Below are 26,966 nucleotides of genomic sequence, written 5' to 3' on the forward strand. Positions count from 1 at the left end.
CGGGGATCACGGTTGTCCCACGGGCACCGGGATCGCCGCCGCCGTCCGGTTGAGCGCGGGGCCCTGCGGGATCAGGTGCACGATGTGCGCCGGAAGCGGCGCGACGTCCGCGGCGGTGTAGCCGAGGCTCGCCAGCGACTCCGTCGCGGTGATCGCGTGCCGCCGCCCCTGGTCGCTGATGAGGAAGACCGAGGTGACCCCGTCCAGCCTGCCGTTCCCCGGCAGCACGCCCACCAGCGACGCGGTGCCCGGCGGGAGCACGACCTGGTCCACCGAGTCCTGGTCGAACCGGCCCGCAGGCGGCGCGGGGATGCGCATCGTGCTGCCGACGGTGAGCCGCGCCCGGGTCGATCCGCGCTCGGTGTCGGCGTAGACCGCGCACACCGGCGAGGCGGGGTCGGGGGCGACGACCCGCGGCATGGTCGTGGGAAGCCCCGCGGGGTCGAAGCGGGTGGCCGAGCGCCGCATCCCGTTCGCGGTCGCCGCGTCGATCTCCACGGCGCGCACCGGCGCCCTGCCGTACGCCTTCTTGCTGGCCGGGTCCTGGAGCAGGAGGTCGGCCTGGGCGGACGTGAGCGCGGCCAGGCCGTCGGGGAGCAGGACGTACCACTTGGCCGCGCCGCCCGACGCCGCGCGCACGGTGTAGATCCGGCCCGCGACGGAACGCCTGCCGTCGGGGCCGCGCACCACCCTGCCGCGGGCGGCGAGCGCCGGGGCGCGGAAGTCGGGGCCGATGGGCAGCGCGTTGAGCCAGGCCGCGGGGACCTGCCGGGGCTGCTCCTCGGTCAGTGCCCGCAGGCTCTCCTGCGGCACCCGCATCCGCCGGTCCGACCAGAGCAGCCAGGTCTGCGAGCCCTCCTCCACGACCATCGCGGTGTCCCGCCCGATCGGGGTGCCGCCGACCGGGAAGCCGCCGATCAGCGAGGTGTGCGGGGTGCGTGTCCCGGCGGCGTCCACGCCCTCGACCACGCAGGCCGACCAGGGGGCGCGGACCAGCCGGTCGCGGGGCGGCAGCGACTCGGGGGCGCCGGGGATGCCGACCATGAGCCCGCGCGGGAAGCGCGCGAGCGACGCCGTGGAGACCGTGCGGACCGCCACGCCCTGCCCGCCGCCGAGCAGCAGCCGGGCCGAGGTGACGTTGGCGACCGGGATCATCTGGCCCCGCGTCGCGCTGTAGACGAAGGTCGCGCCCGACTCCTCCTCGACGATCACCGTCCCCGGCTCGGTGAGCGCGGTGGCGCCGCCGGGCTTCAGCAGGCCGTAGATGCCGAACGCCACCGCCACCAGCACCGCGACCAGCACGCCGCAGAACGTCGCGACGTTGTGCCTGCGCATCGGCGACTCGGGCACGTCGGGCTCGCCCTGGAGCAGGGCCATGCCCAGGCGCTGCGTCATCAGCCGGTGCGCCTGATAGAGATCACGACGGGTCTGCATCCCACCTCCGCCTCGCCGGATGCGCGGTCGCCGACAGCATAGAAGCTTGACATCCCCTCCCCGCTCGAAGGCGGGGGATTCCAACGGCACCTACCCCATGGGGAGGAGGTCGCGTTGAGGTTCACGGTTCGCAGGCTCACCCAACGGTGAGCCTCCCCGCGCGGCCACCGCGTGCCCCGCGGCGGTATCTCGAATGTTTCTCGCCGCGTTGACGTCGGCGTTGACCCGATGCCCGCAGGCCACGCACCGGAAGAGCGCTTGGCTCTCGCGACTCTCCCCGGCGCGGTGCCCGCAGGCGTCGCAGGTCTGCGACGTGAAACGCGGATCGATCCTCCGGACCCGTCCCGGAGCCTTCCGCTCCAGCCGGGTCACGAGCCGACCCCACCCGGCGGCGAGGATGCCCCGGTTCAGGCCCGCCTTCTGCCGGACATTGCGACCCGGCGCCTCGACCGTGCCGCGAGCAGAGCGGGTCATCGCGGAGACCTTCGACCTCTCGACCGCGATCACCTCGAAAAGGCGCGCCAGATCGGCCGAGGTCTTCTCCACCCAGTCCTTACGCCGGTCAGTCTCACGAGCCTTCGGCCGGGCGATGGCGAGCTTGACCTCCGCGCGCCGGTTCGACCCCCGTTGGGCCCTGGCGAGCTTGCGCTGCAGCCTGAGCAGCCGCCTCCCCTCGGTCTCACGCGGGGTGGGCACGCTCAGCAGCTCACCCGTGGACAGAGCGGCCGACACGGCCACGCCTCGGTCCACCCCGACGATCCCACCCGCATCCGGTGCGGGGATCGGCTCGGGAATCACCGCGAACGCCACATGCCGGCGGCCCGCAGCGTCTCGGGTGACCCGATACGACCTCGCCGGCGCGACGGGACGCGACCAGCGAAACCGCACCCACCCCACCTTCGGGACCCTCACCTCGCCGACCAACCTACCGACACCACCCGACAAAATTTGGAGACCACCATGCCCGACCGTCCCGCGATTCCTCCCCGCCCCACGGGGCGAGGCGTCAACGCCGCAAGGACTTGGCGGTCGGCGATCGGCGCACCGGCCACCGACGGTGAACGGCGGTGGTACCGGACGTTTCCGGTCGTCGGCGACCCCGTGAACAGGCCTTCGAGACGGGTGGGGGGACCGGTTCCGGATGGTAGGAGATGTCCGGGAACACGTGATCACGGAGGCCACATGACCCAGGAGAAGTACGTCACCTCCAAGGCGATCGAGAGCATTCGCAAGGAGATCGAGGAGGACGTCATCCCGAAGATCAAGGAGCTGCACGCGATGCTGGGCGACACGACGGTCGGATTTCCCGGCTGGGGGGCGGTCGGCGAGCTCGCGGTCGGGATGCGCTACCGGGAGGTCCAGCGGGACGTCGGGGAGAAGTTCGACGACGCGGTGGAGGTGCTGGAGTCGTGGACGGCCGCGCTGACGACCGCCCGCGTCAACTGGCGGACCGCCGAGGACAACAGCACCGTCGTGTACCAGTGAGCCGGGGACGGGGGGAACCGAGATGACCGCGAGACCGGGCGGGAGGCCGAGCCCGCTGACGGCGGGCAAGAGCGCCAAAGGTGTGATCACGAACTCCACCAAGGTCCTGTCCACCCTCAAGGGCGGTGCCAGGCTGGCGCCCACGGCCTGGGCGGGCGTGGCGATCGCGAGCACCGCCGTGGCGAACGTGCCGGGCATGGCCGACGCCTACAACAACTGGGAGTCCGTCCATTCGCGCCTGGACACCGCGGTGAAGAGCTACGTCGCCGTCCTGCTCACCAAGGAGAAGGAGGGCTGGATCGCCGACGACAGGGAGGCGTTCGACGACGCCGTCCAGCGGATGCAGGAGGCGCTGGAGAGCCTGCGCGCCTACGTCAAGAACGTCGCCGGGATCGTCGACGAGCTGGGGGACGCCTACCGCGCGTACTGGCTCGCCATCGCCAAGATCGCGGCCACCCTGCTCGCCCTCGCGACGATCGCGGCGGCGATGCTGGCGACCCCGTACGCGGCCAGCGCCATGGTCAACCTGAGGATGCTGGGCACCCTGGCCAGCCAGGTCATCGCCGTCTCGACCGGGGCGCTGGGCAAGCTCGTCGCCTCGGTGGCCGGGAGCATGTCGGTCTACTTCTCCGGCAAGGCGTGGGTCCAGTCGTTCAACCTGGAGCCCACCGGCTCGGCCAAGGTCGACTTCACCAAGGCGAGGATCGACCCCTCGCTGCTGCCGTACCAGGCGGCGCCCACGGGTGCGCCCGGCCAGGCGCCCCAGCTGCCCAAGGGCGGCACGTTCGAGTGGCTGTCCCCCAAGAAAGAGATGCCGGAGCCGTACAAGTGAGCGACCTCCCCCTCGGGAACCCCGAGAACCTGCGCCTGGAGGACCTGGACGCCGTCGTACGGCAGAGCGAGGAGACGCTGCGGAGGCTCGGCGGGGTCTTCGGCGAGCTGGAGACCGTCACCGGCGAGGGAACCGGTGCCGACGGCCTGGCCCGCGCCCTGGTGGACGGCACCGGGCGGATCAAGGAGATCACCCTTGAGCCGCGCATCATGCGCCTGGACAGCCAGGCCGTCGCGGAGGCGGTGACCGAGGCGGTCCGCGCCGCCCAGGAGGCCGCCGCCCGCGCGAACGAGGAACTGCTCCGCGCCGCCACCGGCGGCGACCCGCTCCCGCTGGACATGGCCGACGCCCGCCGCCGTTTCGAGGACATCGGCCAGGACCTGGTCCGTACCCTGGACGACCTGACCCGCGACTGACCGCCCACCGGGCCGACACGGGATTCCTGGGGGAGGGATCCCGGTCAGCCCGACAGGCCCCTGATGGCCGCGTACACGTCCATCACCCCGAGCGCGAGCGGGAGCAGGCCGAGGATCAGGCAGAACTCCACGACGTCCCCCGCGCGTCCCCAGAACGGGGAGGGACGCCGCCGCGGGAGGAACAGCGCCATCCCGCCCGCCAGCGCGGCCGCGCACACCAGGCCGATCGTCACCGCGAAGGCGGAGTCCGGCACGGTGAGCGCCACGCCCAGGGTGAGCGCCAGCAGCCCGGTCAGCCCCGAACCGAGCAGCCAGAGGCGCTGGCCGGTCCCCTGGAAGACGCGGGCGCGCATCAGCAGCGCCAGCGAGAGCGTGACCAGGGTCGCGGGGGCGGTCCACCCGCTCGCGGTGAGCAGAACCGGCAGCGTGCCCAGCGCCACCAGGGCGACGCCCGCGGTCAGGCCGGTCGCGAACCGCTCGGCCTCCGTCGCGCGCCGCCGGATGTCCGCGCCGTCGATGTCGTCGGTGTCGCCGCGCAGTTCCTCGGCGTTGGCGGGCAGCGCGGGCAGCGGGAGCCGCGCCAGCCGGAAGGCCGTCGTCGGGATGAGCGGGGCGCAGGCCAGGGTCACCGCGGCGGCCAGCGCGGCCACCCCGGCGGCGGGCGCCCCGGTGAACATGACGACCGCCGAGCAGATCGTCCCGATCACCGCGGCCAGCCCGACGCCGAAGAAGTTGGGCAGCCCCTCGGCGACGATCCAGCCGGTCACGGTGGCGACCAGCGCGGTCACCGCGAACCCGGCCAGCAGGTTGGGCGCCCCGAACGCGGCGGGACCGGCGGGGGGAGCGGGTACGCAGGCCCCGGCCAGGAAGGCGTGGGGCAGCGCGGTGTAGCCGATGGTCGCACCGGCCCGGCCGTCGCCCACGGCCCTGGAGAGCGCGGCGCCCGCCACGACGGCGAGGATCGCGCACGCCCCGGCGAAGGCGACGACCGGCCCCCAGGGCGGCCCGCTCGCCACGAGCACCGCGAACGCGGCGACCATCGACAGCGCCGCGGTGCCCAGCCCGACGCCCCTGGTGTGCGCGGCCCGCCAGCGGCCGGTCCGTTCCTTCACGCCGGTCGCCACGGTGTCGGCGACGTCGTCGAAGATCGCCTCGGGCAGCTGGGACGAGCGGGGCAGCAGGTAGAGGACCTCGCCGTCCCTGATGCCCAGCTCGGACAGGCCCGCGCCCGGGGGCATGGGGGCCGCGCCGATCCGCTGGAGCCCCCAGCCTCCGGCGGGCGCGACCTCCTCGGCGCTCTCGCCGGTGGCGGCGAGCAGGTCGGGCAGCAGGTGGGAGAGGGGGAGGTCCGAGGGCACCGCCAGGTCGACCCGGCGGCGCGGGGTGACGACGGTGATGCGGCACAGGGGGATTGCGGTCACCTGGTTCACAGGCCGCATGGTAGCCACCTCCACGATCACCCGGCACCCGGCGGGGCCGCGAGACGCACGGTGTTCACCTCGCGATCACCCGCTTTCCGCCGAGGGCCGGGGAGGTTCGCGGTGTCTCTCGCGCGATCACCCGGCTCGGGGGACGTGGGGATACGTCCCGGCGACCACCCGGTCCGCGAGGTTCTCGCGCCCCCTGTTCGCGGCGCGCGCGGTGCCCGCGTGCCCGCCCGGTATCGGTGCCGAGTCGTTCCCGGGGATTCCGTCGACCGTGGGGGACGGTTTCGCTACGGTAATCCGGACGGGACAATATTTGCTTAACTCACATCGGGGGCGAAGTGGGCATCGTGGTCGTCCGGCGTCCCGAGCGGCGTCCACCTCCGGCGCCACCGCGCGGCGAGATCCTGCTGGAGGCGCCGCCCGAGATCCCGGAGACCACCTCGGCCGGGTTCACGCAGGTGCTCATGTACCTGCCGATGGTGGCCGGTGGCGCCGCGATGGGGCTGATGTTCGCCGGGGGCGGCGGCGGGAACCCGATCATGTACGTGGCCAGCGGCATGTTCGCGCTCTCCATGGTCGGCATGACCGTCGGCCAGATGGGCCGGGCGGGCGGGGAGCGCAAGCAGCGCCTCAACGGCCTGCGCCGCGACTACTTCCGCTACCTGTCCCAGACCCGCGCCAAGGTCAGGCGCGCGGCGGGCAGGCAGCGCGAGGCGCTCGACTGGAACGGCCCCGACCCCGACGCGCTCTGGGCGATCGCGCTGAGCGCCCGCCTGTGGGAGCGGCGGCCCTCGGACGCCGACTTCGGCGCCGTCCGGGTGGGCACCGGCTCCCAGCGCCTCGCCGTCCAGCTCATCCCGCCGGAGTCCAAGCCGGTCGAGGACCTGGACGCGATGTCCGCCGGGGCGCTGCGCCGCTTCGTCCGCGCCCACTCGACGGTGGCGGACCTGCCCATCGCCATCTCCCTGCACTCCTTCGCCAGGGTCAGGCCCACCGGCCCAGAGGCGGCCGTCCGCGACATGGTCAGGGCGCTCGTCGGCCAGCTCGCCGTCTTCCACTCGCCGGACGAGCTCAGGATCGCGGTGTGCGCGTCCAAGGAGTGGATGGCCCACTGGGAGTGGATCAAGTGGCTCCCGCACGCCCTGCACCCGCACGAGACCGACGCGGCGGGGCCCGTCCGCCTCATGACCGACGACCTGGGCGAGCTCGACCGGCTGCTGGGCGCCGACTTCAAGAACCGGGCCCGGTTCAAGCCGGGCGTCTCCGCCGAGGCGCTCCCGTACCACATCGTGATCATCGACGGCGGGCACGTCCCGCAGGACTCCCCGCTGGGCGCGGACGCGATCGAGGGGGTCACCCTCATCGACCTCGACGGGACCACCACCCCGGCGGGGGAGAAGACGATGCTCAGGCTGCGCGTCACCGAGGACCTGTTCAGCCGGGTCACCACGGACCAGGCGGGCAAGGAGATCGTCACGCCGCTCGGCAGGCCCGACCGGTTCTCGTACCTGCAGGCCGACGGGCTCGCCAGGCGGCTGGCCCCGCTGCGCGGCTCACCGGCCGGGGCGGGGGGCGGCGACGCGCTCGCCGCCGACACCACGCTGGCCGAGCTGCTGGGGCTCGGCGACGCGGCGGGGCTGGACCCGGCGCTGCTCTGGCGTCCCCGGGCGCCGCGCAACCGGCTGCGGGTGCCGATCGGCGTCGGTACCGACGGGCGCCCGGTCGAACTGGACATCAAGGAGTCCGCGCAGGGCGGCATGGGCCCGCACGGCCTCGTCATCGGCGCCACCGGCTCCGGCAAGAGCGAGCTGCTGCGCACGCTGGTGCTCGGGCTCGCCGTCGCGCACTCGTCGGAGGTCCTGAACTTCGTGCTCGTCGACTTCAAGGGCGGCGCGACCTTCCTGGGCATGGACTCGCTGCCGCACGTCGCGGCCGTCATCACCAACCTCGCCGACGAGCTGCCGCTGGTCGACCGCATGCACGCCGCCCTGCACGGCGAGATGGTACGGCGCCAGGAGCTGCTCCGCGCCGCCGGGAACTACGCCTCGCTGCGCGACTACGAGCAGGCCAGGGAGCAGGGGGCCGACCTGCGCCCGATGCCCACCCTCTTCGTGGTGCTGGACGAGTTCAGCGAGCTGCTCTCGGCCAAGCCCGAGTTCATCGAGCTCTTCGTGATGATCGGCCGCCTCGGCAGGTCCCTGGGGGTGCACCTGCTATTGGCCTCGCAGCGGCTGGAGGAGGGCAGGCTGCGCGGCCTGGACACCCACCTGTCGTACCGGATCGGCCTGCGGACCTTCTCGGCGATGGAGAGCCGGGTGGTGCTCGGCGTGACCGACGCCTACGAGCTGCCCTCGGCGCCGGGCAACGCCTTCCTGAAGTTCGACACCACCGGGATGGTCCGCTTCAAGGCCGCGTACGTCTCCGGGCCCTACACCCCCGAGCGGCGGGTCGTGCGGCGCGAGCGCGCGGAGGGGCGGCGGATCGTCCCGTACGGCCCCGCCTACATCGCGTCTCCCGTGCAGGCCGAGCCCGAGGAGGAACCCGAGGCGGCCGTCGGCGCGGGGCGCGACACGCTGCTCGACGTCGTGGTCCGCAGGCTGGGCGGGCAGGGGCCGCCCGCGCACCGGATCTGGCTGCCGCCGCTGGCCGAGCCGCCCTCGCTGGACCAGATCCTCCCGCCCCTGTCCGTCATCCCGGACCAGGGGCTGACGACCGCGCACTGGCAGGGACGCGGGGGGCTGCACGCGCTGCTCGGCGTCGTCGACCGTCCCTTCGAGCAGCGGCGCGACCCGTACTGGGTCGACCTGTCGGGCGCCGCCGGGCACCTGGCCGTGGCCGGGGGCCCGCAGAGCGGCAAGAGCACCGTGCTGCGCACGCTGGTCGCCGGTCTCGCCCTCACCCACACCCCCGCCGAGGTGCAGTTCTACTGCCTGGACTTCGGCGGCGGCGCCCTCGCCTCGCTGGAGGGCCTGCCGCACGTCGGCGGGGTGGCCAACCGGCTGGACGCCGACCGGGTCCGCCGTACCGTCGCGGAGGTCACCGCGCTGCTCGCGCGGCGGGAGCGCGAGTTCGCCGAGCGGGGCATCGACTCGATCACCACCTACCGGCGCCAGATCGCCGCCGGGACCGTGGACCCGGGCGGCTTCGGGGACGTCTTCCTCGTGGTCGACGGCTGGCTCACGGTCCGCCAGGAGTACGAGTCGCTGGAGCCCACGATCACCGAGCTGGCCGCCCGTGGCCTGAGCTACGGCATCCACGTGGTCGCGGCGACCAACAAGTGGTCGGAGTTCCGGCCGTCCATCCGCGACCTGTTCGGCTCCCGGGTGGAGCTGAGGCTGGGCGACGCCTACGAGTCCGAGGTGAACCGCAGGACCGCGATGGCGGTTCCCGAGGGCGTGCCGGGACGCGGCCTGACCCGCGACGGCCTGCACTTCCTGAGCGCGCTGCCCCGCGTCGACGGCGGCGACCAGATCGACGACCTGCCCGTCGCGACCCGGGCGATGGTCGAGTCCGTCGCCGCCGCCTGGCAGGGCCCGCCCGCGCCCAGGGTGCGGCTGCTGCCCGCCGTACTCGCGCCGGAGAGCCTGCCGGGACCCGAGGAGACCGGCGCGCGCATCCCGCTGGGCATCGACGAGAGCACACTCTCCCCGGTGCTCGCCGACTTCGACGCCGACCCCCACCTGGTCGTCATCGGCGACAACGAGAGCGGCAAGTCCAACCTGCTGCGCCTGGTGGCCGAGGGGATCGTGGCCCGCCACGAGCCCTCGAAGGCCCGCCTCGTCGTCATCGACTACCGCCGCTCGCTGCTGGACGCCGCCTACACCGAGCACCGCATCGGGTACGCGGCCTCCTCGACCGCCGCCACCGAGTTCATCGCCGAGATCAGGGAGTCGCTCATCCAGCGGCTCCCCCCGGCGAACCTCTCCCCCGAGGAGCTGCGGTCGCGCGGCTGGTGGAAGGGGGCGGACATCTACATCGTGGTCGACGACTACGACGTGGTGGCCTCGGGCGCCAACCCGCTCGGGGCGCTGCTCGACCTGCTGCCGCAGGCCCGCGACATCGGCCTGCACCTGGTGCTGGCCCGCGCGATGGGCGGCGCGGGACGGGCCATGTTCGACCCGGTGCTCCAGCGGCTCAAGGACATGGCGACCCCGGCCGTCATGATGTCGGGCCACAAGGACGAGGGCGTGCTGTTCGGGGTGCGCCCGCACGCGCTGCCGCCGGGACGCGCCTATCTCTCCGACCGGAGGAACGGCGTGCGCCTTGTCCAGACCGCGTTCGTTCCCCAGCCCGATCCGGAGAGGTGAACGGGAAGCAACAGAAAAGGGCGTCTCTTGTAACAATGAATGACTAGTTTCACTCCCTCAACGTGTGTGACGTTCAGGGGGCTCTCTTGTCATTTCCTCCGGAGCCGACGGACATCAGTCCGGCCGATCTGAAAAAACGCAAGGAAGACTTCCACACCGAGAGCGACGAGCTCGCCAGGGCCTTCGCCAAGGCCATGGCCGACCTCGACGGCCTGGGAGCCTTCTGGGGCGGCGACGAGACCGGCCAGAGGTTCGCGGGCGCCTCGGGCGGCACGGGCTACCTCGCCGCCAGGGACGAGGCCAAGGCCCACGTCGAGGGCATCAGGGACGGCTATCGCAAGATCGGCGACAACCTGGGCCTGGTCGGCGACAACGTCACCGGGGCCAACTGGGCCACGGTCGGGGAGATGGTCAAGGCGGTCGTCGGCCCCAAGATCGTCGTTCCCAGCGGCAAGGCCGAGCTCGAATGAGCAACCCGCTGGCGGCGGTGGGCGCGTTCGCCAAGGCGAACCCGGTCAAGACCGCGATGGGGGCCGGTTCCATCGGCGGCGCCGCGTTCGTCACGTCCATGCTCGGCGTGGGCTGGCCGGAGGGCGACCCGGACAAGCTGCGTTCGGCGGCGGACATCTGGGACGGCCTCGCCGACACCATCGAACGCACCGGCGCCGACGCGAACGGTGTCGCCGAGCAGGTCTGGAAGAACAACGCGGGCGCGGCCGTGCAGGAGTTCCGCACGCTGTGGACGGGCAAGTTCCGTCCCTATCCCGGCGAGGTCGCCAAGTTCTGCCGCGCCGTCGCCACGGCCTGCCGCGACTACGCCCGCGCCGTGGAGATCACCCGGTACGTGCTGATCGTGCTCGCGATCCAGGCCTGGGTGAACATGGTCTACACGGTGGCCTGGGGCTGGGCCACCGCGGGCATCGGGGCGGCCGTGCAGAAGCAGATCATGGACAGGTTCCTCAAGGGCCGCGCGATCCTGCAGATGAAGCTCTTCAAGATCAGCGTCGAGAAGATCATCTACAACTCGTTCTACTACCTGGGCGACAGCGTGGCCTACGCGGGCGGCCAGCAGGTGCTCCAGTGGAGCATCTTCGAGCTCGCCGGGGTCAAGAAGGACCTCACCGGCAACGACGTCACCGGCACGGGCGAGAACTTCAAGCAGTTCGGCCGGGGCTTCGCCAGCAACATGGCCTTCAACGCGGCCTTCGACCTGACCAAGATCGGCCCCTGGGGCAAGGCGTTCCCGGGCGACGCGGCGGGCAACCTGATGTCCCGGCTGGTCGGCTCGGGGACGTACACCGTGACGGACAACGCGCTCCAGGGAGATCCCGCCCTCCCCACCTGGGAGCAGTGGATCTCCAAGCTCATCGTGCACGGCTCCCGCACGGCCAAGCCACCCGCCTGAACGGGTCACCCGCCTGAACGGGTCACCTGCCTGAACGGGTCACCTGCCTGAACGGGTCACCTGCTCGGACGGGTCACCTGCCTGGACGGGTCACGCTCCTCGGGTGAAGCCACCGGCTCCGAGCCGGGGGTGTCACCGGGAGTCCGGCCCGAGGACGCCGTCCTCGGGCCGGGCCTTCGGCGGGGACGCGCACTTCCCGTCCTGGAAGGCCGGCTTCTGGGTGGTCTTCTGGAAGGTCCTCCGGAAGGCTGGCCCGTATCTCCGCAGGCCCGGCCCCGGGTCTTCGCCCGGCCCCGGGTCTTCGCCCGGCCCCGGGTCTTCGCCCGGCCCCGGGTCTTCGCCCGGCCCCGGGTCTTCGCCCGGGGCCGGGTCCCGCACGCGGGGTCAGTCCCCGAAGGGGTCTTCCAGGAGTGAGTTCAGCAGCGTGCCGGTCTGCTCGGCCGCGTCCCTGGTGGCCTCGCGCGAGGCCGCCAGGATCGCCTCCGCGAGGGCCTCGGAGCCCAGGCGGAGGGCGCGCGGGTCGATGCGCAGGGCCGCCAGCGCGCCGCTGGCCAGCACCTCCACCGACACGTGGCCACCGGCCGCCTCACCGCGCCCCCTGGCCTCGGCCAGGCTCCGCCCGACCTCCTCCATCCGGGTCGTCTGCCCCTCGATCACCGTGAGGAGCCGGTCCGTCTCCGGATCGCCGGTCGGTGAGTACGGCCCGCCGGACACGCCCGGCACGCTCTCCCGCTCGCCGCGCATTACCCGCAGTTCCCCCAGTCGAGAGCGGAGGAACCGGCGGGGCCGCCGCCGTTGAGGCGCACGCACCTGCCCTGGGCGGGAAGGACGACCGGGCCCGCGTAGTACTCGTAGCCGCCGCGGTCGCTCTTGGTCGCGCCGCCCTGAACCTCAAGGGTCACCCAGAGCGGGGACGCGACGCCCACGTCCGTGTTCTTCAGGGCGACCGCGCAGGTGTTCCTCGTGACGCCGTTGAAGAGCTGGTAGACCGTCCCGCCCTTGAACGGGACCTGCCGCTGCACCGAGTAGTTCAGCCCGCAGACCTTCTCCGCGGTGTACGGGTTGGCGCGCTGCTCCGGCGGGGACGACGGCGGCCTCGCGGTGGTGGGCGAGCTCGGCCGCACCGTCGGCTTGGTCGTCCGCCAGGGCTTGGTCGTCCGCCAGGGCCTGCCGGACTGCGAGGGCCTGGCGGCGTGCGAGGGCTTGAAGGACGGCCTGGCCAGGGTCGGCGTCGGCGTCGGGGTGGGTGTCGGGGTGGGCGTGGGAGTGGGGGTCAGGCCCGGGGTTCCCTGGGGCGACGTCGGCGTCGGGGTCGGCGTCGGGGTGGGCCCCGGGGTGCCCGGCGGGGCCGGGGTGGGGGTGGGGCTCGGGATCGGGGTCGGCGTCCCGGTCGGAGGCTGTTCCGGCTCGACCGTCAGGGACGGGCTCGGCGTCGGCGTCGGCTGGACCGCCGTCGTGGACGACGCGTCGGCGGAGGGCGCCCCGGACGTGGGCGTCGGCGCCACCGGCGCGGTCGGGACCGTGGTGAGCGGCGCCGTCGGCACCGGCACCGGAGGATTGGTGTACGCGCCGATGGTCGGGACCTGGGGCAGGCCCGTGGGGGCGTCGCTGGGCAGCTGCAGCGGCCCCACCTCCGCGACCCGGGGGTCGGGCGTCGTCCCCCAGGGCACCGTCACCTTGCCCGCGGGGTCGTCCCCGGTGTTCTGCACCGGGTCCTGTCCCTGCGGCTCGTCCCGTGACTGGTCCGCCAGCCCGAGCGACACCTCGGGTATCGCGCCGTCGGCGGAGGCCCGCTCCAGCTCGCTCAGGGCGGTGTACCGCCCGGCGGCCCACAGGCCCAGCCCGGAGAGCAGGACGATCACGCCGACACAGGCGGCCAGCGCCATCGAGAAGCCGCCCGCCCTCGTACGGTTCCCCGCGGCCTTCGCAGGCGCCGGGTCCGGGGCTCCGGGAGCGGGAGACGCGCCTTGGGGAAGCTGCGGAGCTCCCCAGACCGACGTCGCGGGCTCCGCCTGGCGTGGTACGGCGGCACCGGGGATGTTCTCGTCCGGCGGGGAGTCGTCCCCGCGCGTGGCCCCCGTGATGTCCGTACCCGGCCGCGCCCCCGCGCCGTCACCGTTTCCGATCTCCGTTCCGGCACCCGAGACGGTGCCGGAGACGAGGCCGGGAAGAGGAGGGAGCGCCGGCTCGGAGGCGACGCCGGGGAGGGGAGCCGGCGCGTCCGGCGCCTCGGGCTCGCCGAGCAGGCGCAGCATGGCGGTCTTGGTGTCCGGGCGCTCCTGCGGTCGCCTGTCCAGGCAGGAGACGACGACGGGCCGGAGCTCCGCGGGCAGGCCGGTCAGGTCCGCGGGGCCTTCCAGCACCCGCTCCGGCCGGCCGCCGAAGGGCGGTCGCCCGGTCGCGGCGTACACGACCGTGGCCGCCCAGGCGAAGAGGTCCGCGGGCCTGCTCGCCTCCGGCGCCGAGGGAGCGGCGGCGGCCTCCTCGCGGATGTGCTCGGGAGCGCGGTAGTCCGGCTCCCGCTCGCCCGTGACGGGGTCGAGCCCGACGTCGAAGACGCGGGGACCGTCCGGGCCGAGCAGCACGGTGTCGGGGGTGAGCGACCCGTGGGCGAGGCCGGACAGGTGCAGGGCGGTCAGCGCGGTGAGCGTGCCGGCCGCGAACCGCTCCAGCGCGTCACCGGTGAGCGGCCCGTCCTCGGCCACCGCCTGCCGCAGCGTGGGTCCCTCGACGTGCTCGCGGACCACGTACGGGCGGTCGTCGAACCAGCCGACCTCCAGCAGCCTGGCGGTGTGCGCCCCGGACGCGCGCTTGGCGGCGTGCAGCTCGTTCGTGATCCGCTCCCGCACCCGGGGGTCGGGGGCCTCCGGCTCGGCGGCGAGGAGGCGGATGACGCGGATTGTGTCGTCGTCGGGAAGATGTCCCAGGTAGACGGCGTGTCCTGGATCCGGGTCGAGCCGGCCGACCAGGACGTGTACGCCGATACGCTTGGGATCTTCAGGCAGTAATGGGTGCAAATACCCCATTGCATTCCTTCCAGCACAGCTGTCAATAAAGCCGCTTTAAGCTATTCGGGCACCATCCAACCAAATTTGACGCACTAGATCGTGTTTTTAATACGTTTGTCATGTTTGGTTCTCGACGGAGCCGGGTCGCCAGCCCCTCCGGCGCCCCATCGGGACGGCGATGCCCGCCACGGTGACCAGGACGCCCACGGCGAGCGACCCCAGCGCGACCCAGAGCGAGATCGAGATGGCCCGGGAATCCTCCGGAGGCGCCGGCCGCACCGCGTTCCCCGGCAGCGGGGCCGCCTGGCGCGGCGCGAGCGCCACCTGCTCGGACGGCAGGATCGCCGAGACCGCCAGCAGCGGGTTGACCATTCCCGCCCCGGTGCCCGCCCCCGCGCCGCCGTTGGCGGTCAGCTCGACGCGCCGCCGTACCCGCACGTTGTCCAGCTCCGGGTGGCGGGCGCGGACCAGCGCGACCACCCCGGCCACGTACGGCGCGGCGAAGCTGGTGCCCTCCAGGTCCTCCCGGTAGGCCCGCCCGGCCCAGGTGCTCGTGACGCCCTTGCCGGGGGCGAGGACGGAGACGGGGGTGACGGCGTTGGAGGAGTCGGCCCTCGCCCCGTCGGGACCGGCGGCCCCGACCGAGAGGACCCCCTCGTAGGCGGCCGGGTAGGCGGGCCCCGGGGTGCCGTCCTCCTTCTGCACGTTGCCGGCCGCCGCCACCACGACCGCGTCCATGGCGAGGGCGTAGGTGACGGCGTTGCGCAGGTCGGCCTGGTCGCGCGCCTCGACCGACACGTTGATCACGTCGGCGCCCAGCTCGGCGGCCCGCACGATGGCCAGGGCGAGCCGGGCCACGTCGCCGGTGCCGTCCGAGGTCTGCTTGATGGAGAGCAGCTTCGCCTGCGGCGCGACCCCGGTGAAGGGCACCCCCTTCATCTCGGCCGCCGCGATGATGCCCGCCACCGCCGTACCGTGGCCGAGGCAGTCGCGGGCCCCGGTGGCGGTGAGGTCGATCGACCGGGTTCGCCTCAGCTGGGGATGTCTGGAGTCCACCCCGCTGTCGACGACCGCGACGGTCACCCCGGCGCCCTTGGTCAGCTCCCACACCTCGGGGAGGCTGAGCCGCCGCTGGGCCCAGGACTCCCCGATGCTGGTCGTACCGCGCCCGGGATTGCACCTGACCGGCGCGGCGGCCGTCCCCGCGGTGCCCGCCTCCACCACCGAGGTCTCCGCCCTCGCCGCCGAGACGGCTCCGGCGGTCCCGGCCCGCGCCGCCGCTCCGACTTCCGCCGCGCGCACTTCCGCCGCGCCCACTTCAGCCTCGGCCACGGCCGGTGGGGCCGCGACCGCCGCCAGCACCAGCACCGTGACGAGCATCCGACCGATCACGAAACGCCCCCAGAACGATCCAGAACGACCCAGAAAAACGGCCCCCGGGCGAAACGGCCCCCATGCCGAGACGCCTCCGGGGCGAGAAGACCCCAGAAACGGGTGAATACCGGGCAGCACCCTACTCAGCCTGATCGCGTGCCGTCACGGCGCGACGGGATTCTCCCGGCCGGAGGCGCGACCCGGCGGTCGTAAGCTGGCGTGGGCGGGCGAGCCGGGCAGGCACCGGCGGATCCCGCCCACGTCCCGACGCGGACTCACACGAACTCATTCGAACTCATGCGAAACACCGTGAACCGATGCGAACCGATGCGAGACCAGGAGCAGGCTTGAGCCAGTACCCATGGGGCGAGGCGACCGCGACCGGCATCGGGTCGCACCCGGGAGAGGACCACGCGGAGGCGGTCAGGGTCGCCTTCGGCGAGTCGCCCGCGCTGCCGTACCTGCCCGAGCTGCCCGCCCGCGGTGTCGGCGCCGACATGATCGGGCGCACCGCGTCGCTCCTGCTGGAGCTGCCCGTCGAGGTGCAGCCGTCGGGCTGGCGGTTCGCCGACAGGCCGGGCCGCGACTTCAAGCGCGCCCGCGACCATCTCGTCCGCGACCTCGACGGGCTGGAGGAGGTGGCCCAGGGGTACGAGGGGCCCTTCAAGATCCAGGTGTGCGGGCCGTGGACGATGGCGGGGGCGATCGAGCTCCGGTACGGCGACAAGACGCTCGCCGACCCGGGCGCGGTGCGCGACCTGGTCGACTCCCTGACCGAGGGGCTCGCCGCGCACGTCGCCGACGTGCGCCGCAGGGTGCCCGGCGCCACGGAGATCGTGGTCCAGATCGACGAGCCGGGGCTGCCCGGCGTCCTCACGGGCACGGTGCCGACGGCCTCGGGCTTCGGGCGGCTGGCCGCCGTCGACCGCCAGATCGTCGCCGACCGGCTCGGCGCGGTGCTCCCCGAGGAGACGTTCACGGTCGTGCACTGCTGCGCCCCCGGCGTGCCCTTCGGGGTGCTGCGCACGGCGGGCGTGGGGGCCGTCTCGCTGGACGCCCACCTCATGAGGAGACGCGACGAGGACGCGATCGGCGAGACCGTCGAGGCGGGCACCGCGCTGTTCCTCGGGGTCGTGCCGGGCGTGGACGCCAGGCTCCCCGACGTCGACGTGGTCGCCGGGCCCGCCGTCGAGCTCTGGCGCCGCCTCGGCTTCCCCGTCTCGACCCTCGCCTCGCAGGTCGTGCTCACCCCCGCCTGCGGCCTGGCCGGGGCCTCGCCCGCCTACGCCAGGACGGCCCTGGCCACCTGCCGCAAGGCCGCCCGCGTCCTGCAGGACGGCCCCGGCGAGTGATCCGTACGGGAGCCGTACCGGCTTCCGTACGGCTCCCGCGTGCCGCCCGTGACCGCGCCCGGCCGGTGTCGTACGGGAGCGGCGAGGCTTGTCCAACTCGGGGCAATGGCGGGGTCAGAATGTCGGTGCCCGAAGATACGTTTGTCCTGGGCGACGACGATGGGAGAAGCGGGCGATGGGCGCTGAGGTCGAGGGTGTGCCGGTGGCGGCGCTGGAGCGGCACGCGGAGCTGAGCGAGCTGGTCGAGGAGGCCAACTGGCGTTACCACGTGCTCGACTCGCCCACCGTGAGCGACGCCCAGTACGACGGGTGGATGCGCGAGCTGCGCGAGCTGGAGGAGGAGAGCCCGACCCTCCGCACGCCCGACTCGCCCACCCAGAAGATCGGCGCGCCGATCTCCAGCGACTTCACCCCGGTCAAGCACCTGCAGCGGATGGAGAGCCTCGACAACGCCTTCAACGCCGACGACCTCACCTCCTGGCAGGCGAGGGCCGAGCGGCTGGCCGAGCGCGACCCCGCCCCCTACCTGTGCGAGCTGAAGATCGACGGCCTCGCGATCGCGCTGCTCTACGAGAAGGGCCGCCTGACCAGGGGCGCGACCAGGGGCGACGGCCGCGTCGGCGACGACGTGACGGCCAACGTCCGCACGATCGCCAACGTCCCGCACCGCCTGACCGGCGACGACGTGCCCGACGTGGTGGAGGTCAGGGGCGAGGTCTACATCCCCGTCGAGGAGTTCGAGAAGCTCAACGAGCAGCTGGTCGAGGGGGGCAAGGCGCCGTTCGCCAACCCGCGCAACTCCGCCGCTGGCTCCCTGCGGCAGAAGGACCCGCGCGTCACCGCCCAGCGGCCCCTCTACATGATCGTTCACGGGGTCGGGAAGTGGGAGGGCGCCACCGCGCCCCGCGCCCAGTCGGAGGTCTACGAGCGGCTGAAGGGGTTCGGCCTGCCGGTCAGCGACCTCTACAGGGTCGTCGACGGCCTCGACGACATCAACGCCTTCATCGAGTTCTACCGCGAGCACCGCCACGACCCGGCCTACGAGATCGACGGCGTCGTGGTCAAGGTCGACCGCATCGAGCTGCAGAACAACCTGGGCTCCACCAGCCGGGCCCCGCGCTGGGCGATCGCCTACAAATACCCCCCGGAGGAGGTCAACACCAAGCTCCACGACATCCAGGTCGCGGTGGGCCGCACCGGCCGGGTCACCCCGTACGGCGTGATGGAGCCGATCGTCGTGGCGGGCTCCACGGTCGAGCGGGCGACCCTGCACAACGCCTCCGAGGTGGCGCGCAAGGGCGTGCTGATCGGCGACACCGTGGTGCTGCGCAAGGCGGGCGACGTCATCCCCGAGATCGTCGGCCCGGTCGTCGACCTGCGCGACGGGAGCGAGCGCGAGTTCGTGATGCCGGAGCGCTGCCCGGAGTGCGACACCGGGCTGGCGTACGAGAAGGAGGGCGACGCCGACCTGCGCTGCCCCAACACCAGGGCGTGTCCCGCCCAGCTGCGCGAGCGCATCTTCTTCGCGGCCGGGCGCAGGGCGTTCGACATCGAGGGGCTGGGCTACGTGGCGGCCACCGCGCTGACCCAGCCGCTGCCGCCGCAGGAGCCGCCGGTCCGCACCGAGGCGGACCTGTTCGACCTCACGATGGAGCAGCTGCTGCCGATCAGGTCGGTGGTCCGCGACCCCGACACCGGCCTGCCCAAGACCGATCCGGAGAGCGGCGAGCGGAAGGTCGTCACCTTCTTCGCCAACCAGAGCGGCGAGCCGAGCAAGAACGCCGAGAAGATGCTGGAGCAGCTGGAGAAGGCCAAGGACCAGCCGGTCTGGCGGGTGCTCGTCGCGCTCTCCATCCGGCACGTCGGCCCCCCGACGGCCCAGGCGATCGCCGACGAGTTCCGCTCGATCCCCGCGATCGCGGAGGCCTCCGAGGAGGAGCTCGCCGCCGTCGAGGGCGTCGGCCCGCGGGTGGCCGCGGCGATCCACGACTGGTTCACGGTCGACTGGCACCGGGAGATCGTCGACCGGTGGGCGGCCGCCGGGGTCCGGATGGTCGACGACCCTCCGGCCGAGCAGCTCCCGCAGACCCTCGCCGGTCTCACGTTCGTGGTGACCGGCACGCTCGCCGACTTCACCCGCGACGAGGCGGGCGAGGCCCTGGCCGGCCGGGGCGGCAAGGTCTCGGCGTCGGTGTCGAAGAAGACCTCCTTCGTGGTGGTGGGGGAGAACGCCGGTTCCAAGTTCGACAAGGCGGTCAAGCTCGGCGTGCCGATCCTCGACGAGGCGGGCCTGCGGGTTCTGCTGACCGAGGGGCCCGAGGCGGCGTCGGAGGTGACGGTGACCCCCGAGGAGTAGGGGCCGTCCCGCCGGTGCCTCGAAGCGTTGTGTCTTAAAAACGTGCGAATTACTAGTGACGGAACGTGCGCAATCGGTTTCGCGAAGTGGCCCGTAGGCCGTACTCTCCCATAATGAACTAATGGGGGTTTTGTTACTCATGGCCGACCCAACCGACACCCGCGACACCGGACCGCGACCGGGAACGCCCCTGTGGGCCTACCTCGCCGCCGTCATCACGATCGGGTTCACCGCCCTCGTCGTGTCCCTGCTGGGCATGGACGTGGCCGAGGCCGCGGAGCTCGTCCGCAGCCCGCTGTTCTGGATGCTCGCGGCCCTCGTCGTGCTGGGCGAGCTGCGGCCGGTGGTCCTCTCGTCGTCGATGACGGTGGGCGGCACCTACCCCTCGACCATGTTCACCTTCGCCGCGCTGCTCCACTACGGCCTGCCGGTCGCCGTGCTGCTGCAGGCGGTCGCCATGGTCGTCAACGGGGCCGTCACCCGCAAGGCGAGCCACCGGGTCATGTTCAACATCGCTCAGGTGACGATGGCCTGCGGCGCGGCCGGACTGGTGCTCGGACTGTTCGGCGACCGTTCCGTCACGATGGCCTCCTGGGTGCCCGACGGCTCCGACCTGCTCGCGATCGGGCTGGCCGGGCTCGCCTACTTCGTGGTCCGGGCCCTGCTGGTCTCCGGCGCGGTGGCGCTGCACGAGCGCAGGTCGATCCGCCGGGTGATCAGGACCACGGTCGGCCACCAGAGCCTCGTCTACGCCGGGCTGCTCGGCCTGGCCCCGCTCGTCGTGGTGGTGATGAACCACTCGCCGGCCCTGGTGCCGCTCTTCCTGGCGCCGATGGTGGCGGTTTACTTCACCGCCACCATGTCGGTGCGCCGCGACCACCAGGCGACGCACGACGTGCTGACCGGGCTGCCCAACCGAAAGATGCTCGTGCTCAGCACGGAGGAGGCGCTCGCGGAGGCGCGCGACGGCGAGCGGGTCGGCCTGTTCCTGCTCGACCTCGACCGGTTCAAGGAGATCAACGACACCCTCGGGCACCCGGTCGGCGACCGGCTCCTGCAACTGGTCGCGCACCGCCTCACCCACAGCGTCCGTCCCGGCGACGTGGTGGCCAGGCTCGGCGGCGACGAGTTCGCCGTCCTGCTGCCCTCGGTCAGGGACGCGGCGGCGGCCAGGGAGGTGGCGGCGCGCCTGCGGGTGGCGATCACCGAGCCGGTCCGGCTGGAGGGCATGAGCTTCGACCTGGACGCCTCGTTCGGCATCGCGATCTACCCCGACCACGCGCCCGACTTCGAGATGCTCCTGCAACGCTCCGATGTGGCGATGTACCTCGCGAAGGAGGGCAGGACCGGGGTCGAGATCTACACCGCGGACAAGGACCGCAACAGTCCCGAGCGGATCAACCTCCTCGGCGACCTGCGCAGGGCCATCGACCGCTCCGAGCTGCGGCTGCACTACCAGCCCAAGCTCGACCTGGCCGGGGGGCAGGTGCGGGGGGTGGAGGCGCTGCTGCGCTGGCGCCACCCGGAGCGGGGAATGATCCCTCCCGCCGAGTTCGTGCCGATGGCCGAGCAGTCGTACCTGATGCGCCACCTCACCGGATACGTCATCGACGCCGCGCTGGAGCAGGCCGCCCACTGGTGGCACACCGGCCTGCACGAGCAGATCTCCGTCAACGTCTCGGCCCGCGACCTCCTCGACTGCGCCCTCTCCGACCAGCTGGGGGAGGGCCTGGCGCGCTACCGGCTGCCTCCCAAGGCGATCCAGCTGGAGGTCACCGAGCGCATCCTGATGACCGACCAGGCCTACACCGACGGCGCCGTCCGGGCCCTGACCGCGCTGGGGGTGCCGCTCGCGCTGGACGACTTCGGCACCGGCTACTCCTCGCTGGTCCGCCTGCAGCGCCTGCCGGTCGCCGAGGTCAAGATCGACTCCTCGTTCGTCCGCCGCATGGGCGAGTCCAAGGACGACGAGCGGATCGTCCGCTCCATCGTCGACCTGGTCCGCTCCCTCGGCCTGCGCTCGGTCGCCGAGGGCGTCGAGTCGGCGGAGGTGGCCAAACGGCTGGCCGAGATGGGCTGCGACCTGGGCCAGGGCTGGCTGTTCGCCGAACCCATGTCCGCCGCCGACGCGACCGTGTGGTTGCGCAAGCATCGGGCCCTCGCCACGCACGACCTCGGCTTCCTGCGCCGCACCGAGATCCTCGACCCTCAGCGGGCCTAGCCCCGCCCCGGACTCCGGGGCGTCCGGACACGTTCACGCCCCCGGACGCCCTTGGGCGGCGGCACCCGCTAGTTCCACGCCCGGATGAGGTCGTCGGGGCCGTACGCGGCGGTGAGGCCGGAGCAGGAGACCCCGCCGCGCGAGACCGCGACGAGCGGGATCAGGTCGTCCGTCAGGGCCGCTCGGTGCCTGGCCAGCGCGGCGAGGTCGCGGTCGTCGAAAGAGGCGTTCTCCAGCCACTTGATCGACCCCAGGAAGCACAGCCGCCGGGCGATCGGTCCCCTGTCCGCGCCCACGATGTCGATCTCCACGTCGTTGCTCCTGGTCCAGTGGGAGCCGATCGCGGGTGCCTCCGGCAGCCTGCCGTCGGGGAGCAGCCGGGCCAGTGACTCGCGGACGAGGGGCTCCACGGCCCGGCCTCGCCAGGTGCTCCACTGCGCGGCGACCCGACGCATGGTCAGGTCACCCCTGCGACGCTCGATCTCGGGCATGTGCGGCCGGACGAAGTGGAGCCAGAAACGCAGGTAGGCGTCGGTCACGCGGTATCGGCGCTCCTTGGAGGGGCGGGTGGACAGCGGCAGCTCACCGGTCACGATCCCTTTGGAGGCCAGAAGCTCGGCGGCCCTGGAGAGGGTGCTGTGCGAGATCCCGCCCGCGCTTCTGGCGATGTTGGTGAACGTGCGCTCGCCGCTGCCGATGGCCCGCAGCACCTCGCTCGCCTGGGCGCCGGAGGGGAACTCGGCCGCGAGGGAGCGCTCGGCGGACACCAGGAGGGCCGAGACCGGGTTCGTCAGCGCGGCGTGCAGGTATTCCCGGAGCGAGGCCCCGCGAGGCCACTCCCCGCAGACGAGCGGGAGCCCGCCGGTGACGAGGGCCGCGTCGAACGCGTCGGCGGCCGTGAGGCGGAGCATCCGCTGGATCTCGCGGGGGTTGAGCGGCCCGACGATCATCTCGGTGCCGCGCTGGTGGAAGGGCCGCTCGTAGCTGTTCAGCGCCTCCATCATGGACAGGTCGGATCCGATGAGGATCAGCAGAACCGGCTTGCGGCTGAGGAACCGGTCCCAGGCGCGCTGGAGCAGTCCCTCGAAGGCGTCGACGCGGTCCATGAGATAGGGGACCTCGTCGATCACGACGATGGACGGGCTGTCATCGGGAAGCGCTTCCGCCAGCAGCCGCAACGCTCCGTTCCAGGTGCCGGGCGCCGCCTCGGAGAACGCGTCCCGGCCCGGCAGGTCCGACATCGCGACATCCGCCGTGAACTGGTGGAGCTCGCTCCGGGCGTCCGCCCGCGCCGAGGTGTAGAAGAGCGACGGCAGGCCGCTGCGGCCGATGAACTCCTCGGCCAGGGCCGACTTGCCGATGCGCCTGCGTCCCCGGATCAGCACGCACTGCCCGGGACGTCCGGTCGCCGCCTCCGCCCGGACGCGGTCGAGCAGGGACCCGAGAACCGTCAGCTCGTGCTCCCTGCCGATGAACTCGCCCACGCTTCCCCTGATACTTCCATTGGCGATACTACTGCTGGAGATACTATCGCCAGCGATAGTATCTCCAGTGAACACAGAAGTGTGCTTCCAAGAGGCACGCTCCTGTGCGCTTCGGTGGTCGCGGTGAGGCCCGCGATCTCCTTCGGACTCCAGGGCCGGGAAGATCCGGAGCCGCTTCCGCCGGGTTCGGCGGGCCGGAGGCGGTCTGACCGCCGGGAGCGATAGATCTTCGCTTGGTTGCGGCAGTGTTAATGAGTCGGGACCCTCAGGTCGCGAGCCATAGGATGACAGTGTCCAATTGCCATTCCACGAAACGGGTTCAACGACTCATGTCCGCCATAACCCGCGACGAGGTCGCTCACCTCGCCCGGCTGTCCCGGCTGGCGCTGGCCGACGAGGAGCTCGACCACTTCGCCGCCCAGCTCGATGTGATCATCGGTGCGGTCGCCCGCGTCGCCGAGGTGGCGGCCGACGACATCCCGCCCTCCTCGCACGCCCTCCCGCTCACCAACGTCTACCGCCCCGACGAGGTACGACCCAGCCTGACCCCGGAAGAGGCGCTGTCCGGCGCCCCGGCGGTCGAGGACGGCCGCTTCCGCGTCCCGCGCATCCTCGGGGAGGAAGCATGAGCCTCATCCGCAAGTCCGCCGCGGACCTGGGCGCGCTGATCGCGAGCGGCGAGGTCTCCGCCGCCGAGGTCGCCCAGGCCCACCTCGACCGGATGGCCGCCGTCGAGCCCAAGGTCAACGCCTTCCTGCACGTCGACGCCGAGACGACCCTGGAGCAGGCGCGCGCCGTCGACGCCCGCAGGGCCGCCGGCGAGGAGCTCGGCCCGCTGGCCGGGGTGCCGATCGCGCACAAGGACGTCTTCACCACCAGGGACATGCCGACCACGGCCGGATCGAAGATCCTGGAGGGCTGGAAGCCGCCCTACGACGCGACCGTGACCCGCCGCCTGCGCGAGGCCGGGCTGGTGATCCTCGGCAAGACCAACCTCGACGAGTTCGCGATGGGCTCCTCCACCGAGAACTCGGCGTACGGCGTCACCCACAACCCGTGGGACCTGTCGCGCATCCCCGGCGGCTCCTCAGGCGGCTCCTCCGCCGCCGTCGCCGCGTACGAGGCCCCGCTGTCCACCGGCACCGACACCGGCGGCTCGATCCGCCAGCCCGCCGCCGTCACCGGCATCGTGGGCATGAAGCCGACCTACGGCGGCTCGTCCCGCTACGGCCTGATCGCCTTCGCCAGCTCGCTCGACACCCCTGGCCCGTTCGCCCGCAACGTGCTCGACGCGGCGCTGCTGCACGAGGCGTTCTCCGGGCACGACGTCATGGACTCCACCTCCGTCGACGCCCCGGTGCCCTCGGTCGTCGAGGCCGCCCGCAACGGCGACGTGGCGGGGCTGCGCATCGGCGTGGTCAAGGAGTTCGGCGGCGACGGCTACCAGGCGGGCGTGCTCGCGCGCTTCCACGAGTCCGTGGAGCTGCTGGAGTCGCTGGGCGCGAAGGTCTTCGAGGTCTCCTGCCCGTCGTTCACCACCGCGCTGCCCGCGTACTACCTCATCGCCCCCTCGGAGTGCTCCTCCAACCTGGCCCGCTTCGACGCCATGCGCTACGGCCTGCGCGTCGGCGACGACGGCACGCGCAGCGCCGAGGAGGTCATGGCCCTCACCCGGGCGCGGGGCTTCGGTCCCGAGGTGAAGCGCCGCATCATCCTGGGCACGTACGCGCTGTCCAGCGGTTACTACGACGCCTACTACGGGCAGGCGCAGAAGGTCCGCACGCTCATCGCGCGCGACTTCGAGGCCGCCTTCCAGCAGGTGGACGTGCTCATCTCGCCGACGACGCCCACCACGGCGTTCCCGATCGGCGAGCGCGCCGACGACCCCATGGCGATGTACCTCGCCGACCTGTGCACCATCCCGACCAACCTGGCGGGCAACGCGGCCATCTCCGTGCCGTGCGGCCTGGCCGACGAGGACGGCCTGCCGGTCGGTCTGCAGATCATGGCCCCGGTGCTCGGCGACGACCGCTGCTACCGGGTCGGCGCCGCGGTCGAGAGGGCCCTCCAGAGCCGGTGGGGCGGCGACCTGCTGTCCAGAGCCCCGGAGCTCTAGGGCTTTTCCGGGATTTCGGGGCGAGGACGAGGGGGCGACAGGTGACAGGGAGAACGGCGGCATGATCACTCGGATCGAGATCGACGGGTTCAAGTCCTTCTTGAGCTTCGATCTCGATGTGCCGCCCTTCCTCGCGCTGGTCGGCCCCAACGCGAGCGGCAAGTCGAACCTCTTCGACGCCGTGGGCTTCGTGGCGGCCGAGATCGAGGGTTCCGGCGGGCTGCTCGGGGCGGCCCGAGGGCTGCCGGGCGAGCAGTTCCACCGGGTCGCCCACGGCTCGGCGGTGCCCGGGTTCGTCGTCTCGGTGGAGGCGCTGGTCACCCCGGAGCCCGGCTCCGTGGTGCCGATCAGGTTCGACGTGGGCGCGGAGATGGTGCTGAAGATCCCCAGGTCCAGCGGCGCGGTCGTCAGCCACGTCGTCCAGCGGATCCCCGACGAGCTGCTGGAGCTCATGGTCGAGGACCCCGACCCCGAGGGCACGCCCCGCCGTACGGTCCAGTCGTGGCGCCGCCACTCGCCGTCACCCTCGGCGATGCGCCGCCGCGCTCCCTCGGCGAACCGGGGGCCGCTCGCGGCCGACGGCTCGAACCTGGCCGCCGTCCTCGGGCGGATGGCCGGTACGGAGGCGCTGGCCGACCTCGCGGCCGACCTCGCGGGGGTGGTCCCCGACGTCGTCGGGCTGGTGCCGCGCGTCGAGCGCGGCGAGTGCTCCTTCGACCTGCTCGTCGACGGCCAGGGGGTGGTCCCGGCGGCGCTGCTGTCCGACGGCACCCTGCGGATCCTCGGCCTGCTCGCCGCCCTGCACGACCCCGACCATCCGGGCACGCTGCTGGTGGAGGAGATCGAGAACGGCGTCCATCCGGCCCGTCTGGGCGAGCTGCTCCGGCGGGTGCGCCGCCGGATCACCGCGCCGGGGGGTCCCGAGCCGCTGCGGCAGCTCATCCTCACCAGCCAGTCCCCGATCGTCGTCGCGGAGGTCTACCGGACCGAGCCGGACGCGCTGACGTTCCTCGACACCGCGGTCCGCGTCGACCCCGACAACGACCGGGTGTCGCGGGTGACCGTGGCCAAGCCGATCCAGCCGGACGGCGAGCCCGGCACGTTCGTCTCGCCCCGGCAGGTCCGCAAATACCTGGGCGCGGCGGCATGAGCAGCCGCCCGCTGGTCCCGGGGCTCATCGCGGAGGGGGAGGCCGACGAGGGCTTCCTCGGCATCGTGATCTCCAGGCAGTTGCGCGAGCTCACCTGGATGTCGCCGTACGCCGTCGACGTCGAGGCGACGGAGGTCGTCTCCTGCGACCGGGAGCACATGGTCACCGCGCTGGAGGAGCTCGCGGCCGACTGTCACCTGCTCTTCACGCACGACGACGAGCGGGAGCGCCGCCGCAGGGACGGCGTCCGCTACCACTCGCACTACCTGGTGCCGGTGATCGGGCTGGGCGAGACGGAGGGCTGGCTGCTCGCCGACCCCGCCGCGTGGGCGAAACTGGAGGGCAGCGACCTCAGCAGGCTGCCGGCGCGGCCCCGCGACGTCGAGAGGATCTCCGACCCCGCAGGGGTGCTGGCCACGACCGTCCCCCGGCGCGGCAAACCGGCCCGCGACTACTTCGAGTACATAGGACGCAACATCGATCTCGCCGTTCTGGCCCAGGTGCCCGCCTACGCGAACTGGGTGGCCGAGACGAGGAACGCGTTGAAGGGACTTGGTTATCTATGAAGCAGTTTTATGGAGCAGGGAGTGGTGAACGAC

The 26,966-nt window shown here is 72.6% G+C and carries 20 protein-coding genes; 13 read left to right on the forward strand and 7 right to left on the reverse strand.

The genetic code is table 11. The annotated features are described in order from the left end of the window. Nucleotides 1–6 precede the first annotated feature (6 nt). Both eccB and ACSC1Q_RS19110 read right to left on the reverse strand, forming a co-directional pair. Entirely contained in the window at nucleotides 7–1,434 is a 1,428-nt protein-coding gene (gene eccB, locus ACSC1Q_RS19105) for a type VII secretion protein EccB (RefSeq protein ID WP_436760061.1), read from the reverse strand. A 90-nt stretch (nucleotides 1,435–1,524) separates the two neighbouring features. Then, a complete protein-coding gene (locus tag ACSC1Q_RS19110) occupies nucleotides 1,525–2,709 on the reverse strand; it encodes an RNA-guided endonuclease InsQ/TnpB family protein (RefSeq protein ID WP_436760062.1) in 1,185 nt (394 codons plus the stop codon). On the opposite strand from ACSC1Q_RS19110, the gene ACSC1Q_RS19115 reads away from it, so the two are divergent. From ACSC1Q_RS19115 to ACSC1Q_RS19125, 3 genes are read left to right on the forward strand one after another with little or no spacing between them, the layout of a single operon-like run. Then, a complete protein-coding gene (locus ACSC1Q_RS19115) occupies nucleotides 2,617–2,919 on the forward strand; it encodes a hypothetical protein (RefSeq protein WP_436760273.1) in 303 nt (100 codons plus the stop codon). The two genes, ACSC1Q_RS19110 and ACSC1Q_RS19115, sit on opposite strands and share 93 nt — an antisense overlap. Nucleotides 2,920–2,941: 22 nt before the next feature. Next, entirely contained in the window at nucleotides 2,942–3,751 is an 810-nt protein-coding gene (locus ACSC1Q_RS19120; protein WP_436760063.1) for a hypothetical protein, read from the forward strand. Then, nucleotides 3,748–4,167, forward strand: a complete 420-nt coding sequence (locus tag ACSC1Q_RS19125) for a YbaB/EbfC family nucleoid-associated protein (protein WP_436760064.1) — start codon at nucleotides 3,748–3,750, stop codon at nucleotides 4,165–4,167. Before ACSC1Q_RS19120 ends, ACSC1Q_RS19125 begins: the two co-directional genes overlap by 4 nt. Before the next feature lie 44 nt (nucleotides 4,168–4,211). On the opposite strand, the gene eccD is transcribed toward ACSC1Q_RS19125, so the two are convergent. Further along, a complete protein-coding gene (gene eccD, locus ACSC1Q_RS19130; protein ID WP_436760065.1) occupies nucleotides 4,212–5,597 on the reverse strand; it encodes a type VII secretion integral membrane protein EccD in 1,386 nt (461 codons plus the stop codon). 335 nt (nucleotides 5,598–5,932) lie between these two features. Between eccD and eccCa the strand changes: the two genes are divergently transcribed. From eccCa to ACSC1Q_RS19145, 3 genes are all read left to right on the forward strand, one after another. After that, complete coding sequence (gene eccCa, locus ACSC1Q_RS19135) at nucleotides 5,933–9,901, forward strand: type VII secretion protein EccCa (protein ID WP_436760066.1); 3,969 nt, start codon at nucleotides 5,933–5,935, stop codon at nucleotides 9,899–9,901. Nucleotides 9,902–9,987: 86 nt separating this feature from the next. Beyond that, a complete protein-coding gene (locus ACSC1Q_RS19140; RefSeq protein ID WP_436760067.1) occupies nucleotides 9,988–10,371 on the forward strand; it encodes a hypothetical protein in 384 nt (127 codons plus the stop codon). Then, nucleotides 10,368–11,306: a WXG100-like domain-containing protein gene (locus tag ACSC1Q_RS19145; RefSeq protein ID WP_436760068.1), complete on the forward strand. Its 939-nt coding sequence runs from the start codon at nucleotides 10,368–10,370 to the stop codon at nucleotides 11,304–11,306. The genes ACSC1Q_RS19140 and ACSC1Q_RS19145 overlap by 4 nt, the downstream gene beginning before the upstream one ends. A 384-nt stretch (nucleotides 11,307–11,690) precedes the next feature. Here ACSC1Q_RS19145 and ACSC1Q_RS19150 read toward each other — a convergent pair whose 3' ends face one another. From ACSC1Q_RS19150 to ACSC1Q_RS19160, 3 genes are all read right to left on the reverse strand, one after another. Then, complete coding sequence (locus ACSC1Q_RS19150; RefSeq protein ID WP_436760069.1) at nucleotides 11,691–12,050, reverse strand: YbaB/EbfC family nucleoid-associated protein; 360 nt, start codon at nucleotides 12,048–12,050, stop codon at nucleotides 11,691–11,693. Beyond that, nucleotides 12,050–14,332, reverse strand: a complete 2,283-nt coding sequence (locus tag ACSC1Q_RS19155; protein WP_436760070.1) for a protein kinase domain-containing protein — start codon at nucleotides 14,330–14,332, stop codon at nucleotides 12,050–12,052. Before ACSC1Q_RS19155 ends, ACSC1Q_RS19150 begins: the two co-directional genes overlap by 1 nt. Before the next feature lie 99 nt (nucleotides 14,333–14,431). Continuing rightward, on the reverse strand, nucleotides 14,432–15,706 hold the full coding sequence (locus ACSC1Q_RS19160) for a S8 family serine peptidase (RefSeq protein WP_436760071.1): 1,275 nt from the start codon (nucleotides 15,704–15,706) through the stop codon (nucleotides 14,432–14,434). A gap of 329 nt (nucleotides 15,707–16,035) precedes the next feature. On the opposite strand from ACSC1Q_RS19160, the gene ACSC1Q_RS19165 reads away from it, so the two are divergent. From ACSC1Q_RS19165 to ACSC1Q_RS19175, 3 genes are all read left to right on the forward strand, one after another. After that, nucleotides 16,036–17,040 (forward strand): methionine synthase, encoded by a 1,005-nt coding sequence (locus tag ACSC1Q_RS19165; protein ID WP_436760072.1) that lies wholly within the window; start codon nucleotides 16,036–16,038, stop codon nucleotides 17,038–17,040. A gap of 175 nt (nucleotides 17,041–17,215) precedes the next feature. Continuing rightward, a complete protein-coding gene (ligA, locus tag ACSC1Q_RS19170) occupies nucleotides 17,216–19,396 on the forward strand; it encodes an NAD-dependent DNA ligase LigA (protein ID WP_436760073.1) in 2,181 nt (726 codons plus the stop codon). 139 nt (nucleotides 19,397–19,535) lie between these two features. Next, nucleotides 19,536–21,617, forward strand: a complete 2,082-nt coding sequence (locus ACSC1Q_RS19175; protein ID WP_436760074.1) for a putative bifunctional diguanylate cyclase/phosphodiesterase — start codon at nucleotides 19,536–19,538, stop codon at nucleotides 21,615–21,617. Nucleotides 21,618–21,685: 68 nt separating this feature from the next. On the opposite strand, the gene ACSC1Q_RS19180 is transcribed toward ACSC1Q_RS19175, so the two are convergent. Next, a complete protein-coding gene (locus tag ACSC1Q_RS19180) occupies nucleotides 21,686–23,101 on the reverse strand; it encodes an ATP-binding protein (RefSeq protein ID WP_436760075.1) in 1,416 nt (471 codons plus the stop codon). A gap of 329 nt (nucleotides 23,102–23,430) precedes the next feature. Between ACSC1Q_RS19180 and gatC the strand changes: the two genes are divergently transcribed. The 4 genes from gatC (at nucleotide 23,431) to ACSC1Q_RS19200 (ending at nucleotide 26,933) form a co-directional block, all read left to right on the forward strand. Beyond that, the gene (gene gatC, locus ACSC1Q_RS19185) at nucleotides 23,431–23,730 is read left to right on the forward strand and encodes an Asp-tRNA(Asn)/Glu-tRNA(Gln) amidotransferase subunit GatC (protein ID WP_329085297.1); all 300 of its coding nucleotides are present in this window, start codon (nucleotides 23,431–23,433) and stop codon (nucleotides 23,728–23,730) included. Continuing rightward, a complete protein-coding gene (gene gatA, locus ACSC1Q_RS19190) occupies nucleotides 23,727–25,217 on the forward strand; it encodes an Asp-tRNA(Asn)/Glu-tRNA(Gln) amidotransferase subunit GatA (RefSeq protein WP_436760076.1) in 1,491 nt (496 codons plus the stop codon). The genes gatC and gatA overlap by 4 nt, the downstream gene beginning before the upstream one ends. A 61-nt stretch (nucleotides 25,218–25,278) precedes the next feature. Continuing rightward, nucleotides 25,279–26,367: an AAA family ATPase gene (locus ACSC1Q_RS19195; RefSeq protein WP_436760077.1), complete on the forward strand. Its 1,089-nt coding sequence runs from the start codon at nucleotides 25,279–25,281 to the stop codon at nucleotides 26,365–26,367. Next, complete coding sequence (locus ACSC1Q_RS19200) at nucleotides 26,364–26,933, forward strand: hypothetical protein (RefSeq protein WP_435288491.1); 570 nt, start codon at nucleotides 26,364–26,366, stop codon at nucleotides 26,931–26,933. Before ACSC1Q_RS19195 ends, ACSC1Q_RS19200 begins: the two co-directional genes overlap by 4 nt. The last annotated feature ends 33 nt before the right edge of the window (nucleotides 26,934–26,966 follow it).

The organism is Streptosporangium heterodermiicola, assembly GCF_051390675.1.
GTDB lineage: Bacteria > Actinomycetota > Actinomycetes > Streptosporangiales > Streptosporangiaceae > Streptosporangium.

Coding starts and splice junctions, on each gene's coding strand:
- ACSC1Q_RS19150 (WP_436760069.1), bottom strand. CDS start 12,050: ATGCGCGGCGAGCGGGAGAGCGTGCCGGGCGTGTCCGGCGGGCCGTAC.
- ACSC1Q_RS19115 (WP_436760273.1), top strand. CDS start 2,617: ATGACCCAGGAGAAGTACGTCACCTCCAAGGCGATCGAGAGCATTCGC.
- ACSC1Q_RS19195 (WP_436760077.1), top strand. CDS start 25,279: ATGATCACTCGGATCGAGATCGACGGGTTCAAGTCCTTCTTGAGCTTC.
- gatA (WP_436760076.1), top strand. CDS start 23,727: ATGAGCCTCATCCGCAAGTCCGCCGCGGACCTGGGCGCGCTGATCGCG.
- ACSC1Q_RS19155 (WP_436760070.1), bottom strand. CDS start 14,332: ATGGGGTATTTGCACCCATTACTGCCTGAAGATCCCAAGCGTATCGGC.
- ACSC1Q_RS19200 (WP_435288491.1), top strand. CDS start 26,364: ATGAGCAGCCGCCCGCTGGTCCCGGGGCTCATCGCGGAGGGGGAGGCC.
- ACSC1Q_RS19145 (WP_436760068.1), top strand. CDS start 10,368: ATGAGCAACCCGCTGGCGGCGGTGGGCGCGTTCGCCAAGGCGAACCCG.
- ligA (WP_436760073.1), top strand. CDS start 17,216: ATGGGCGCTGAGGTCGAGGGTGTGCCGGTGGCGGCGCTGGAGCGGCAC.
- gatC (WP_329085297.1), top strand. CDS start 23,431: ATGTCCGCCATAACCCGCGACGAGGTCGCTCACCTCGCCCGGCTGTCC.
- ACSC1Q_RS19175 (WP_436760074.1), top strand. CDS start 19,536: ATGGCCGACCCAACCGACACCCGCGACACCGGACCGCGACCGGGAACG.
- ACSC1Q_RS19120 (WP_436760063.1), top strand. CDS start 2,942: ATGACCGCGAGACCGGGCGGGAGGCCGAGCCCGCTGACGGCGGGCAAG.
- eccB (WP_436760061.1), bottom strand. CDS start 1,434: ATGCAGACCCGTCGTGATCTCTATCAGGCGCACCGGCTGATGACGCAG.